This window comes from Devosia sp. T2-14 (assembly GCF_055397495.1).
In genome coordinates, this window is sequence record NZ_AP027921.1 from 689,271 (window position 1) to 702,752 (window position 13,482).

Annotated in this window: 11 protein-coding genes; 4 read left to right on the forward strand and 7 right to left on the reverse strand. The window is 63.8% G+C overall.

Annotation, left to right across the window (positions count from 1 at the left end; translation table 11 throughout):
• The first annotated feature begins 196 nt into the window (after positions 1–196).
• Together ACZ5WT_RS03390 and dxs are read left to right on the forward strand one after the other, a co-directional pair.
• Complete coding sequence (locus tag ACZ5WT_RS03390) at positions 197–1,831, forward strand: peptidoglycan L,D-endopeptidase MepK (RefSeq protein WP_464285984.1); 1,635 nt, start codon at positions 197–199, stop codon at positions 1,829–1,831.
• A gap of 273 nt (positions 1,832–2,104) precedes the next feature.
• Positions 2,105–3,973 (forward strand): 1-deoxy-D-xylulose-5-phosphate synthase, encoded by a 1,869-nt coding sequence (gene dxs, locus ACZ5WT_RS03395; protein WP_464287146.1) that lies wholly within the window; start codon positions 2,105–2,107, stop codon positions 3,971–3,973.
• A gap of 60 nt (positions 3,974–4,033) precedes the next feature.
• On the opposite strand, the gene ACZ5WT_RS03400 is transcribed toward dxs, so the two are convergent.
• Positions 4,034–4,297, reverse strand: coding sequence for a DUF2312 domain-containing protein (locus tag ACZ5WT_RS03400; protein ID WP_464285985.1), 264 nt, complete (start codon positions 4,295–4,297; stop codon positions 4,034–4,036).
• A 172-nt stretch (positions 4,298–4,469) separates the two neighbouring features.
• On the opposite strand from ACZ5WT_RS03400, the gene ACZ5WT_RS03405 reads away from it, so the two are divergent.
• A complete protein-coding gene (locus ACZ5WT_RS03405; RefSeq protein ID WP_464285986.1) occupies positions 4,470–5,039 on the forward strand; it encodes a DUF1036 domain-containing protein in 570 nt (189 codons plus the stop codon).
• On the forward strand, positions 5,036–6,475 hold the full coding sequence (gene pyk, locus ACZ5WT_RS03410) for a pyruvate kinase (RefSeq protein ID WP_464285987.1): 1,440 nt from the start codon (positions 5,036–5,038) through the stop codon (positions 6,473–6,475). Before ACZ5WT_RS03405 ends, pyk begins: the two co-directional genes overlap by 4 nt.
• Before the next feature lie 161 nt (positions 6,476–6,636).
• On the opposite strand, the gene ykgO is transcribed toward pyk, so the two are convergent.
• The 6 genes from ykgO to ACZ5WT_RS03440 all read right to left on the reverse strand — a co-directional run bounded on the left by ykgO (position 6,637) and on the right by ACZ5WT_RS03440 (position 13,326).
• On the reverse strand, positions 6,637–6,762 hold the full coding sequence (gene ykgO, locus ACZ5WT_RS03415; RefSeq protein WP_464285988.1) for a type B 50S ribosomal protein L36: 126 nt from the start codon (positions 6,760–6,762) through the stop codon (positions 6,637–6,639).
• A gap of 995 nt (positions 6,763–7,757) precedes the next feature.
• Positions 7,758–8,777, reverse strand: a complete 1,020-nt coding sequence (locus tag ACZ5WT_RS03420; RefSeq protein ID WP_464285989.1) for an ABC transporter ATP-binding protein — start codon at positions 8,775–8,777, stop codon at positions 7,758–7,760.
• On the reverse strand, positions 8,777–9,760 hold the full coding sequence (locus tag ACZ5WT_RS03425; protein ID WP_464285990.1) for an ABC transporter ATP-binding protein: 984 nt from the start codon (positions 9,758–9,760) through the stop codon (positions 8,777–8,779). The genes ACZ5WT_RS03420 and ACZ5WT_RS03425 overlap by 1 nt, the downstream gene beginning before the upstream one ends.
• Position 9,761: 1 nt before the next feature.
• A complete protein-coding gene (locus tag ACZ5WT_RS03430) occupies positions 9,762–10,682 on the reverse strand; it encodes an ABC transporter permease (protein WP_464285991.1) in 921 nt (306 codons plus the stop codon).
• Positions 10,682–11,605, reverse strand: coding sequence for an ABC transporter permease subunit (locus tag ACZ5WT_RS03435; protein WP_464285992.1), 924 nt, complete (start codon positions 11,603–11,605; stop codon positions 10,682–10,684). The genes ACZ5WT_RS03430 and ACZ5WT_RS03435 overlap by 1 nt, the downstream gene beginning before the upstream one ends.
• 104 nt (positions 11,606–11,709) lie before the next feature.
• Positions 11,710–13,326: a peptide ABC transporter substrate-binding protein gene (locus tag ACZ5WT_RS03440; protein WP_464285993.1), complete on the reverse strand. Its 1,617-nt coding sequence runs from the start codon at positions 13,324–13,326 to the stop codon at positions 11,710–11,712.
• Between the last annotated feature and the right edge of the window lie 156 nt (positions 13,327–13,482).

Below are 13,482 nucleotides of genomic sequence, written 5' to 3' on the forward strand. Positions count from 1 at the left end.
CCCGCTTTTGCCCATAGTATTCCCGGATGTGAGGGGCTCGGCTTTGGCCACTTGAGATCTCGTTAGCGTTAATCAATTCGATGACTTTTCGCGCTAACGTCCAACGATAGCTGGCAATAACCGGGCAGAGTTTGGCGTGACGGGGACTTCCTATTTGATACGGCACCATTTCGAGCGGCTCGTCGCGGCCGTCCTAATGAGCATTATCGTGATCTTGCCGCTGGCCATCGGGCCTGCCGCCGCCGCCAGCGAGCGCGCCCTCTACATCCATTACGTGCACACCAAGGAGACGGCCCGCATCGTCTTCAAGCGCAATGGGCAATATGTTCAGTCCGGGCTCAATGAGCTCAACCAGTTCCTGCGCGATTGGCGCCGCAACGAGCCGACCAAGATGGACCCGCGCCTGTTCGACCTGGTGTGGGAAGTCTATCAGGAGGTTGGCGGCAGCCAGCCGGTGACCGTCGTCTCCGCCTATCGCTCGCCCGCGACCAACGCCATGCTCGCCAAGAGTTCGTCCGGCGTTGCCGACGATTCCCAGCACATGCGCGGCAATGCGATGGATTTCTATATTCCCGGCGTTCCCCTGACCAAGCTGCGCGCCGCTGCGATGCGCAAGCAGGTCGGTGGCGTTGGCTTTTACCCCACCTCGGGCAGCCCCTTCGTGCATCTTGATACCGGCTCGGTCCGCGCCTGGCCGCGCATGACCCGCGCCCAACTGCAGGACCTGTTCCCCGACGGCAAGACCATGCACCTGCCCACCGATGGCAAGCCGCTGTCCCAGCAGGGCTATCAGCTCGCCATGACAGAGTGGAAAAAATGCCATGCCTATCCGTGCAATGGCAGCTCCTCGGGCACCCAGGTCGCCGATTCCGGTGGCGGCCGCACGCTCATGGACATGTTCTTTGGCGGCAACAAGCAGCCGGCCGGCGTGACCGCGGCCCTGCCGCCAACGACCCGTTCGCAGCCCCAGGCTGCAGCTCCGGTTCAGATGGCCGCGCTCGCTCCGCAGGCGGCAACGCCCGCCCCGGTCCCGGCCCTGCGCTCCGCTGCGCTGACCGGTGGCGCAGCGCCAGTGGCCGCAGCCGTCGCGCCAGTCCCCGCAGCTGCGCCCGTGCTCCCCTTCTCGACGGTCGGCAGTGCGCCGCTCGATCCATCCGAGATGACCACGCCGGTCACCGCGCCTCTGCCGCTGATGAAGTCACAGGCTCTTCAGGTCGCGACCGCCGCCGCCCTGCCTGCGGGCGATGCCGTGACAGCACTCGCCGCGCTGACCGCGCCGGTGCCGCAGCCCCGCCTGATCATGAGCGACAAGCCCGCCCCCGACCTGATGACGGCCTATCTGCCGCCACAGCAGGATGCCGGTTCCCAGCGCGCGCTTGAAATGATCATCCAGCGCGACAGCACGGCCTCGACCGCCCCGGCCCCCGCCACCCGCCAGCCCGTGATCGACACCGGCCTGCGCACCGCCTCGCTGGGCAACCAGCCCAACGCGCTTGCCGGCCTGTTCAGTGGTACTTTCGGCGCCGCCCAGCAGGACGCACCGATTGCCGCCGCCCTGGCCGAGCATCTCGCCAAGCGTCCGGCTCCCGGCGCCATGCGCAAGCCCGAGCTGATCGCGCCCGATCTGGAGCACGTGGCTGACGTCTTCACAACCCCCGCCGCGCTGAGCTCGGACCACTTCGCCGTGATCTGGGATCATGACGAGGCCGACTTCGACCCGACCGCTGAAATGGGCCGCTACGTCACCGTGATGGGCGTTGGCGACTTCCCGGCCGGCCTATCGCATACCGGTTTCGTGGCCACCGCACCCGTCGCACTTTCGACCAATTGATCCAGCAAGAGCTGGGCACCGGGCGGCATTTGCCGTTCGGCGCCCAGCGAAAGCTTTAGGCTGCAATTGTTGCAAAGCTGGCGCTCCAAGCCTAAAGATCGGGGATAGCGCGACCCGGGTCTGAACCCGGTATTTTCGTTTCGCCGCGCGACGATTTTCGGACTGGAAGCGTTAGTGCTCCAGCGCCGCTATTGGCAAAGGACCGCCCGCTTGGCCGACAAGCCCTCCACGCCCCTGCTCGACACCGTGCAATCGCCCGCCGACCTGCGCGCCATGCCGCGCGAGAACCTGCGGCAGCTGTCTGACGAATTGCGCGCCGAGGTGATCGACGCGGTCTCTGTCACTGGCGGGCATCTGGGCGCCGGCCTCGGCGTCATCGAGCTGACCGTGGCCTTGCACGCCGTGTTCGACACCCCGCACGACCGCATCATCTGGGACGTTGGCCACCAGGCCTATCCGCACAAGGTGCTGACCGGCCGCCGCGACCGCATCCGCACCTTGCGCCAGAAGGATGGCCTGTCCGGCTTCACCCGCCGCGCCGAAAGCGAATACGATCCGTTTGGCGCGGGCCATTCCTCCACCTCGATCTCTGCTGGCCTCGGCATGGCCGTGGCCAGCGACCTTATGGACAAGCCGCGCAACGTCATCGCCGTGATCGGCGACGGCGCCATGTCTGCCGGCATGGCCTATGAAGCGATGAACAATGCCGGCGCCATGGATGCGCGCCTCATCGTCATCCTCAACGACAATGACATGTCGATCGCCCCGCCGACTGGGGCGCTGAGCGCTTATCTGGCCCGGCTGGTTTCGGGCCCGGTCTATCGCGGCACCCGCGAAGCGGCCAAGAATCTTGTCAGCAAACTGCCACCTTTCTTGCATGAACCTGCAAGAAGGACCGAGGAATTTGCGCGCTCGTTCTTCACCGGCGGCACGCTGTTTGAAGAACTCGGCTTCTATTATGTCGGCCCGATCGACGGACACAACCTCGACCACCTCCTGCCTGTTCTCGACAACGTGCGCGACGCGGCCGAAGGCCCGATCCTGGTCCATGTCGTGACCAAGAAGGGCAAGGGCTATGGCCCCGCCGAGGATTCCGCCGACAAGTATCACGGGGTCTCCAAGTTCAACGTGGTCACCGGCGCGCAGGCCAAGCCTGTGTCCAACGCCCCGTCCTATACGTCGGTCTTTGCCGAAAGCCTGATCCAGGAAGCCAATGACGACCCGCGCATCGTCGCGGTCAACGCCGCCATGCCCTCGGGCACCGGGCTCGACAAGTTTGGCGAGGTCCACCCGACCCGCGTGTTCGATGTCGGCATTGCTGAGCAGCACGCCGTGACCTTTGCGGCTGGCCTCGCCTGCGAGGGCATGAAGCCGTTCGTCGCGATCTATTCGACCTTCCTGCAGCGCGCCTATGACCAGGTCGTGCATGACGTGGCCATCCAGCATTTGCCGGTGCGCTTCGCCATCGACCGGGCCGGTTATGTCGGTGCCGATGGCCCCACCCATGCCGGCAATTATGATGCCGCCTATCTCGGCGCCATTCCCGGCATCGTGCAGATGGCTGCCGCCGACGAAGCCGAATTGCGCCACATGGTGGCGACCGCCGCCGCCTATGACAACGGCCCGATTGCCTTCCGCTATCCGCGTGGTGACGGCATGGGCGTCGATATGCCGGCGCGCGGTCAGAAGCTGGCGATCGGCAAGGGCCGCATCGTGCGCCAGGGCGCCACGATCGCCATCCTGAGCTATGGCACGCGCCTCGGCGAAGTGCTGGCGGCCGCCGACCGGCTGGCCGCGCTTGGCCTCAACCCCACCGTGGCCGATGCCCGCTTCCTCAAGCCGCTCGACGAGGAACTGATCGCCAAGCTGGCCAGCACCCACGACGTGCTGCTGACCACCGAGGAAGGCTCGATCGGCGGCTTCGGCAGCCATGTGGCTACCTTCCTCGCCAGCAATGGCCTGCTCGATGGCAAGCTGCGCTTCCGCCCGCTGATGATCCCCGATCGCTTTGTCGAGCATGCCAGCCAGGCCGACATGTATGCCGATGCCGGTCTCGACCGCGCCGGGATCGTCGCCACGGCGCTGACCACACTGGGCTACGATGAGGCGGCCATGGCCGCCGCCCTCGCCCAGACCAGCTAGAAACGAAAACGGGGGCCGCAAGGCCCCCGAATTTCATTACCGCACTGACGCCAGAGGCGCCTAGTCCTCGGGTGGCGCGGCAACCATGCCGAGCGCAGCCATGTAGAGCTCGAGCAGGGCTTCCTGCTCCATGCGCTCATTGGCGTCCTGCTTGCGGATGGTCACGATCTTGCGCAGGATCTTGGTATCGAAGCCGTTGCCCTTGGCCTCAGCGTAGATTTCCTTGATATCGGCGGCGATGGCCGCCTTCTCTTCTTCCATGCGCTCGATGCGCTCGATGAACGCGCGCAACTGGTCCTGGGCAACGCTGTCTTCGACGGCCATGGCTCAATCCTTTTGTTTGTTGGCATGGTTCAACAGCACAAGCCCGCCCGGTTCAACCCCTTTCTGGGCCATTCCACACTGGTGGGGGCCGCATACCCGCAATTCCGTCAAATCGCGCCATTAGCCATTGACCAACGCTTCTCCATGGGCTCAAAGAAGGCACGTTTTCCCGATGTTTGCTGGCAGAAAATTGCATATCCCCCGTCTCGGTATCACCCTGATTGGCGCGGTGCTCGCTAGCCTCGCTTTTTTCTCCACGCCTGCGCGCGCCGATCTGCGCATCTGCAACGAAACGAGCAATCTCGTCTCGGTGGCTTTGGGCTATCGCGCCGAGCGCGGCTGGATGAGCGAAGGCTGGTGGCAGACCCCACCGGGCGATTGCCGAGTACTTTATCAGGGCGATCTTGAACGCCGCTTCTATTATGTCTTCGCAGTAGATGATATTGGCGGCGGTGCATGGGACGGCTCAGTATTCATGTGCACGCGGGACGAAACCTTCACCATATTCGGGGTTGAGGATTGCCTCGCGCGCGGCTATGAGCGCACCGGTTTCTTTGAAATCGATACACAGAGCCGTACCGACTGGACGCTGCAACTGACTGAGAGCGCCGGAGGCCCCGCCGTGGTGGGACCCGATGGTGAAAATCTTGAAGACCCCGCATTCCTCGTCGATCCCGACGATGTCACCATCGACGCTCCCCAGGACGACATAACGACGCAAGAAGAAACGGACCCGCAATGAGACGCATGAGACGCGCAAAGATCCTCGCAACCCTCGGGCCGGCCAGCCACGAAGAAAAGATGATCGAGGAACTTGCCAAGGCCGGCGCCGACGTGTTCCGCATCAACATGAGCCATGCCAGCCACGAGGTTCTGCACCAGACCGTGGCGCGCATCCGTGCCGTCGAGAAGCGTCTTAACCACCCCCTGGGCATCCTGGTCGACCTGCAAGGTCCCAAGCTGCGCGTGTGGAAGTTCGCCGAAGGCTCGATCAACCTGGTCGCCGGGCAGAAGTTCACGCTCGACAGCCACAATGACGACAAGGGCAATGCCGAGCGCGTCTACTTGCCCCATCCCGAAATCATCGAGAGCGTCTCGGTCGGCGACCGCCTGCTGCTCGACGACGGCAAGATTGCCCTCAAGGCAACCCGCGTCGGCAATGGCGCCATCGAGACCGAAGTCATCTATGGCGGCAAGCTCTCCGACAAGAAGGGCGTCAGCCTTCCCGATACGCTGCTGCCGACCGGCGCGCTGACCGAGAAGGACCATGCCGACCTGCTTGAAGGCCTCAAGGCCGAAGCCGACTGGATCGCCCTCAGCTTCGTGCAGCGCCCCGAAGACATCATCGATGTCCGCAAGATCGTGCAGGGCCGCGCCGGCGTGATGGCCAAGATCGAAAAGCCGCAGGCCATCGAGCGCCTCGAGGAAATCGTCAAGCTGAGCGACGCCATCATGGTGGCGCGCGGCGACCTGGGCGTCGAACTGCCGCTCGAAACCGTGCCGGGCCTGCAGAAGCGCATGATCCGCATGGCCCGCCGCTACGGCAAGCCGGTGGTTGTCGCCACCCAGATGCTGGAATCGATGATCACCGCCCCCGTGCCGACCCGCGCCGAAGTCTCGGACGTGTCGATCGCGGTATTCGAAGGCGCCGACGCGATCATGCTGTCGGCCGAGTCCGCATCGGGCCAGTACCCGGTCGAGGCCGTCGCGACCATGAACAAGGTGGCCGTGGCCGTCGAGAGCGACGCCAACTATCGCGGCATCATCCGCGCCGCCCAGACCGAGCCGGAGGCCACCGCGGCCGACGCGATCTCGGCAGCGACCCGCCAGGTGGCCGAGACGCTCGATCTGGCTGCCATCGTCACCTATACCTCCTCGGGCTCCACGGGCATCCGCGCTGCCCGCGAGCGGCCAAGCAAGCCCATCATCGTGCTGTCGCCCAACCAGCGCACCATCCGCCGCATGTCGCTCGTCTGGGGCGTCCACTGCGTGCAGACCGAGGATGCGGTGAACCTGGAAGACATGGTCGATCGCGCCTGCGTCATCGCCTACCAGGAGGGCTTTGCCCGCCCCGGCGACCGCATCGCCATCACCGCCGGCATTCCGCTGGGCACGCCCGGCGCCACCAACATGCTGCGTATCGCCTTCGTCCGCCAGGACGGCGCCGGCTCCAGCTGAGTTGCTGCGCAAAATACTGAAACGCCAAAGGCCCGCGCAAGCGGGCCTTTTCTTTGGACACGGGGCCGCGACGGTGGGGCGGGCGCCCCGAGGGATCCACTAACCCCAGAAACGCAAAAAGCCCGCTTGCGCGGGCTTGAAGCGTCGTATGGAATACGCGATTAGCCCTGACGGGCCTTGAAGCGCTTGTCCATCTTGTTGATGATGTAGACCCGGCCGCGACGGCGGACGAGCTTGTTCGCGCGGTGGCGAGTCATCAGCGCCTTCAGCGAGTTACGGACTTTCATCGGTCAATCCTCAGTCAAACAAAGAAGGCGCGCAAGGCGCCCGGAAACTGGGGGCATACATATGGAAAACAGACTGGCCTGTCAACGCGGAACGGGGATCAAAATCGCCCTGTGACTGCGTTTTCCTCGACTCCATCGCCGAATGTGGATTGTCCGCGGCGGCCCCAGGCTAAGCCATTGGGGCCACACAAGTATAGTGGGAGCGCAGGGAGCGCGTCCAACAGCCGCCAACGCGGGTTTCCTGCGGAGTCGAGCACTGCCGCCACCGCTTTTTTCGGGTCTGCACCGGACTCGGCCCGCGCCGGAGCGCCGCCCGGCAATTGCCTCACGGTTTCAACAGCACAGCGTTGCATGCGGCGAGTCTTCGCCTCATGGAGGGGAGTAGAAGAGTGAGGCAGAGCCTCGCCGCATGCGATGGGACTTCTGGTGGGCGGACTCGGCTGATCGGACATTACATCCGGGCACTTTCCGCGGACCCACAGGGTTTACGAACATCCCCCGCTCCCATCCGCCATCCCACAGCCGGTTCGCGCGACCCGCTGTTGTCGTGGGATTGGTAGGGGCAGGATGACACGGATGAAACCAGCGGGGACAAGATGGATAAGTGGCCCCCCCTCCCCTGAGCGTGCGGGGCGCCACGGATATGGATCCCGGCCTGCGCCGGGACGACATCGTGGGTGGGGAAGGTGGTGGGCAGGAACCCGTCAGTCGTCTCCCTCCCCCTTGTGGGGAGGGATCAAGGGTGGGGGTACCCAGGGTTCGGTGCTGGGCCAAGTCCCCCACCCTAACCCTCCCCACAAGGGAGAGGGAACGAGATCGGGGCTCACCACCAGCGGAGCCGTATGCCGCCTGCGCCACGAGGCACCTGGCGGCGAGGGGCAATCTCAGGATGGATCCCGGCCTGCGCCGGGATAACACCGCGGGTGGGGAAGGTGCGGCGCCATACCCCCCAAAAAGAAAGGCCCGCCGGAGCGGGCCTTTTTGGTTCTTTGGGGCTAGTCGCCCAGGACGGCCTGTTCGGGCACGCCGATTTCGCGCCAGCGGTGGCAGGCGACCAGGCGTCCGTCTTCGATCATTTCCAGCGGCGGGCGCTTTTCGGCGCAGAGCGGCTTGGCGAAGCGGCAGCGTGTGCGGAAGGTGCAGCCCGAGGGCGGATTGATCGGCGACGGAATCTCGCCCTTGAGCGCGTCGATATTGCGCTCCCGGGCGAGTTTCGGATCGGGGATCGGCACGGCGGTCAGCAGCGCCCGCGTATAGGGGTGCTTGGGATCTTCATAGATCTCGTCACCGGTCGCCAGTTCGACGATGCGGCCGAGATAGAGCACGAGAATGCGATCCGATACGTGCCGCACGACCGACAGGTTGTGCGAGATGAAGATCAGCGTCAGCCCGAACTCGTCCTTCAGCTCGGCCAGCAGATTGAGAATCTGGGCCTGGATCGACACGTCGAGCGCGGAAACCGGCTCGTCGCAGACGATGAGCTTGGGCTCGGTGATCAGCGCCCGGGCAATGCCGATGCGCTGCGCCTGCCCGCCCGAAAACTCGTGCGGGTAGCGGTTGATCATCTCGGGCAGCAGCCCCACCGATTCCATGGTCTTGAGGACGCGGGCGCGGCGCTCTTCCTTGCCCATTTCGGGGCGAAGGGCGCGTAGCGGATCGGCGATGATCTCGCCCACCGTCATGCGCGGATTGAGCGAGGCCAGCGGGTCCTGGAAGATGATCTGCAGGTCCTGGCGGCGCTTGCGCATCTCCTCGGCCGGCAGGCGCGTCAGGTCCTGCCCCAGCCAGAGCACCTGGCCCTCGTCGGGCTGGAGCAATTGCAGGATGCAGCGGCCCAGAGTGGACTTGCCGCAGCCGCTTTCACCCACAATGCCCAGGGTCTCGCCTTGGCGGATGGTGAAGTTGATATCGTCCAGCGCGGTCAGCGTCAGCCGACGCGAGAACAGCCCGCCCGCAATCGAGAAGGTCTTCTTGAGATCCTTGATCTCAAGCAGGTTGATCGGGGTCTGGTCCATTACGCCACCTTCCCGTAGGCCATCGGGCCTTCATAGAAACAAGCCTTTTCCCGGCCATTGCCGGTATCGACCAGCGCCGGCCGCTCGACCAGGCAGCGATCAAAGGCAAAGGCGCAGCGCGGATTGAACGAGCAGCCCTTGGGCAGGTTTTCAAGGCTGGGCGGAAGGCCCTGGATCGGATCGAGCCGGGCGGCGCGATGGGCGATATGGGGCGTCGAATGCAGCAGGCCTAGCGTATAAGGGTGGCGCGGATCGTAGAACAGGTCGTCGACCGTGCCCTTTTCCACCGCACGCCCGCCATACATCACCATCATCCGGTCGGCGACGCCGGCCACTACGCCCAGGTCATGGGTGATCAGCACCAGAGAGGTGCCGAAGTCTTCGGTGAGCGTCTTGAACAGATCGAGCATCTGCGCCTGCACCGTCACGTCGAGCGCCGTGGTCGGCTCGTCGGCGATCAGGATCTTGGGCTGGCACAGCAGGGCCATGGCGATCATGACGCGCTGGCGCATGCCGCCCGAGAGCTCGTGCGGATAGGAGTTGGCGCGCTTGACCGGTTCAGGAATACCGACGCGTTCCAGCATTTCGATCGAGGTCTTGACCGCCTTGGCCTTGTCGAAGCCGCGATGCTTGACCAGCACTTCGGCGAGCTGGGTCTTGACCTTGAGCGTGGGGTTCAGGCTCGTCATCGGATCCTGGAAGATCATCGCGATGTCGCGGCCGCGATGGATGTCGAGCTGGCGGGGCTCCATGCCGATGAGGTTGATATCCCCCATCATGGCCCGGCCGCCGGCCCGGCCATTCTTGGCCAGGAGGCCCATGATGGCGAGGAAGGCCTGGCTCTTGCCGGACCCGGACTCCCCGACCACGGCCAGCGTCTCGCCTTCCGAGAGGGTGAAGTTCATTTCGCGCACGGCATGCACTTCGCTCTCATGCAGGGCGAAGGTGACCGACATGTCTTCGACTTTGAGGACTTGTTTCATATCAGCGATCCTTGGGGTCGAGCGCGTCGCGCAGGCCGTCACCCATATAGGTCAGGCACAGCAGCAGGGTGACCAGCACCACGGCGGGGCCGATCAGCATCCAGGGCAGCGTTTCCGCCACCGGCGCTCCGAACGAAATCAGCGTGCCGAGCGAGGTCTGCGGCTCCTGCACGCCCAGCCCGAGATAGGAGAGGAAGCTCTCGGTCAGGATGATTTCGGGAATGGTAAGGGTGGCATAGATCACCACCGGACCGGTCAGGTTGGGCACGATGTGGCGGAAGATGATGGTCCAGGGCTTGGCGCCGCCGGCCTTGGCCGCCTCGACGAATTCGCGTTCCTTGATCGACATAGTCTGGCCACGCACGATACGCGCCATGGTCAGCCATTCCAGGCACCCGATGCCGACGAAGAGCAGGACCGGATTACGCCCGAAGATCACCACGAGAATGATCACGAACAGGATGTAGGGCAGTGCATACATGATGTCGACGAAGCGCATCATCACGGCATCGACCTTGCCGCCGAAATAGCCGGCGATCGCGCCATAGACCACGCCGATGAACACCGAGACGAGCGTCGCCACGCCCGCCACGATCAGGCTCATCTGCGTGCCCTGCATGATGCGGGCCAGCATGTCGCGGCCATTCTGGTCGGTGCCGGCATAGTGGCCGGCCTCGAAATTGGGTGGCTTGCGAATGCCGCTCCAGTCGATCTTGTCATAGGTCCAGGGCAGGAAATACGGCCCGGCAAATGCGAAGAGAATGATGAAGCCCACGACGAAAATCGACACCAGGGCCGCCTTGTTGCGCACCAGGCGCCGCACGGCATCCTGGGTCAGCGAGCGGCCCTTGGGCGCGTCGAGGGTTTCGAGTTTGCGCGCATACTCCGTGAGTACGGCGTCTTTGCCAGTTATGCCGGCCATCAGCTGTACCTCACCTTGGGATCGAGCCACGCGTAGAGAATGTCGACCACCAGGTTCACCGCGAGAATGATGAACATGTACAAAATGGTCGTTCCCAGAACGAGGCCGTAGTCACGGTTGAGCGCAGCGCTGATGAAGTATTTGCCGATGCCGGGCAGCGCGAACACCTGCTCCACCACAAGCGACCCGGTGAGCAGATAGCTCAGGCCCGGTCCGAGATAGGACACCACCGGCAGCAGCGCCGGCTTGATGGCGTGCCGCGCCAGGATCAGCCTTTGGCCCAGACCCTTCGACTTGGCGGTGCGCACATAATTGGTGCCGAGCACCTCGATCATCGAGCCGCGCATCAGGCGGGCAGTACGGCCGGCATGGGGCAGCACCAGCACCGTCACCGGCAGCACCAGATGGGCGATCGACCCGTTCCGCCAGCCACCGGCCGGGAACCAGTCGAGATAGACGCCGAAGACCAGCTGCAGCAGCGCAGCCATCAGGAAGTTGGGCACTACCAGGCCGATCATCACCAGCATGACCAGCACGTAATCGGGCCACTTGTTCTGGTTGACCGCGCTCAGCGCGCCCGCCACCAGGCCAACGATCGTGCCGATGATAAAGGCCGAAAAGCCCAGCATCAGCGTGAAGGGCAGACCGATCCACAGCATCTGGGCCACGGTGAAGTCGTTGTAGACCATCGAGGGGCCGAAATCGCCCTGCAGCAGCCGGCCGACATAGATGAAGTATTGCTGGATCAGCGGCAGATCCAGATTGTAGTGCGCACGAAGGTTCGCCAGCGTCACCGGGGGGAGCGCGCGTTCACCGTCAAAGGGACCACCGGGCGCCAGCCGCAGAATGAAGAAACAGGCAGTCACGGCAATCAGCGCTATCGGAATCGCCGACAGCACACGCCGCGTCACATATCCAAACATGGATTCGGACCTTTCACATCCACCGGGCTGCTGATGCAAAGCAGCGGGCTGGACGAATAGTTACGGCGCCGCCCCGAAGGGCGACGCCGCAAGGTTGTACGAAATTACTCGGACTTGGAGAGCCAACGCGTACGGTGAATGTCCGAAGCGTTGCTGACGAAGCCGGTAACCTTGGGCGAAACGACGTTCTGGGCGATGTACCAGTAGATCGGGAACGCAGCGGTTTCATCCATTGCGATCTTTTCGGCATCGCCGAGCATCTTGGCGCGAACGGCCAGATCCTGCTCGGTGGTGGCCGAGTTCATCAGCGCCTCGAACTGGTCGTTCGAATAGCGGCCGTAGTTGTTGCCCCAGTTGGTGGTGCCGCCCTGCTCGATGCCCTTGCGGAGCAGGTCAAGCGTGTTGGACGGATCCGAGTAGTCGAGCAGCCAGCCAGCACGGCCGATGTCGAAGTCACCAGCGCGCAGGCTGTCGTAGTGCACGGCGGTTTCGGAGTTGAACAGCTCGGTCTTGACGCCGATCTGTTCCCACATCGAGGAGATCGCCACGGCGATACGCTGGTGGTTGTCGTTGGTGTTGTACTTCAGCTGAACGGCCAGCGGGGAAGCCGAGGTATAGCCCAGGCCTTCCATGATGCCCTTGGCTTCGGCAACGCGCTCTTCGTAGCTCAGGTTGATCCACGACGGCTGATAGGGGCTCACGCCTTCATAGTTGGCGGTGCCGGGGGGAACCCAGCCATAAGCCGGCTCTTCGCCGGTGCCCAGCACGTCCGGACCGATCACGTCGCGGTTGATCGACATCGAGAGCGCCTTGCGGACGTCTGCATTGTCGAACGGCGCCTTTTCCTGGTTGATCACGTAGTAGTAGATGCCCAGGAACGGAGCGAAGTAGTCCTGGCCCGGCAGATTGGTCTTGATCCACTCGGCCTGGTCCGACGGAATGTCGGTCAGGATGTCATACTCGCCGGCGCGGTAGCGCGACAGGGCAGCAGCCAGGTCGTCCTGCACGAAGTAGTTCACTTCGTCGATCTGGACGTTGGCAGCATCCCAGTAGGTGTCGGACTTGACCGACTTGATGTAGCTGCCCGGAACCCACTCTTTAGGAGTGTAGGGGCCGTTCGAGACGATGTTCTCGACCTTGGTCCATTCGGTGCCGACCTTGTCGATCACGTGCTTCGGCACGGGATAGGCGGTGTAGTGAGTCAGCGCCTGCAGGAAGAACGGGGTCGGGCCTTCGAGCGAGATTTCGACGGTCTTGTCGTCGAGCGCCTTGACGCCGAGCTCGTTGAAGTCGGTCACGGTGCCTTCGGCGATTTCCGAGGCGTTGACGATCGGGAACTGCAGATAGGCATAGTCCGACGCGGTCTTGGGGTCGAACAGGCGCTGGAAGGCGAACACGAAGTCGCCGGCGGTCACCGGGGTGCCGTCCGACCACTGAATGCCGTCGCGCAGCTTGAAGGTGTAAACCAGGCCGTCGTCGGAAATCGTGTAGCTCTCGGCCTGGCCGGGAATGGCCTGCGCGTTGGCGTCTTCGGCCATCAGGCCTTCGATATAGTCACCGATGATGCGGTTTTCCCAGTCGCCCGAAGCCTGATGTGGGTCGATCGAGCCGGGCTCGGAACCGTTCATCATGTTGAGCGTGACTGCCGAAGCGCCGCCGGTCATGGCCAGGGCGATAACGCCGGCCGTGGCTGTCGCCATCAAAATCTGCGCAAATTTCATTCTCGTCCCATCTCCTTATGGTCCCTGAAACTTTTATGCTCCCACAGTCCTCGCCGTGGGATGCGATAGTCTGTGCCCGGAAGTGGCGTACACCACCCCCGGGCAAGATGCTGGACGGTATTACGGTAATCCGTCCACTGACAAGCAAAAGATTGA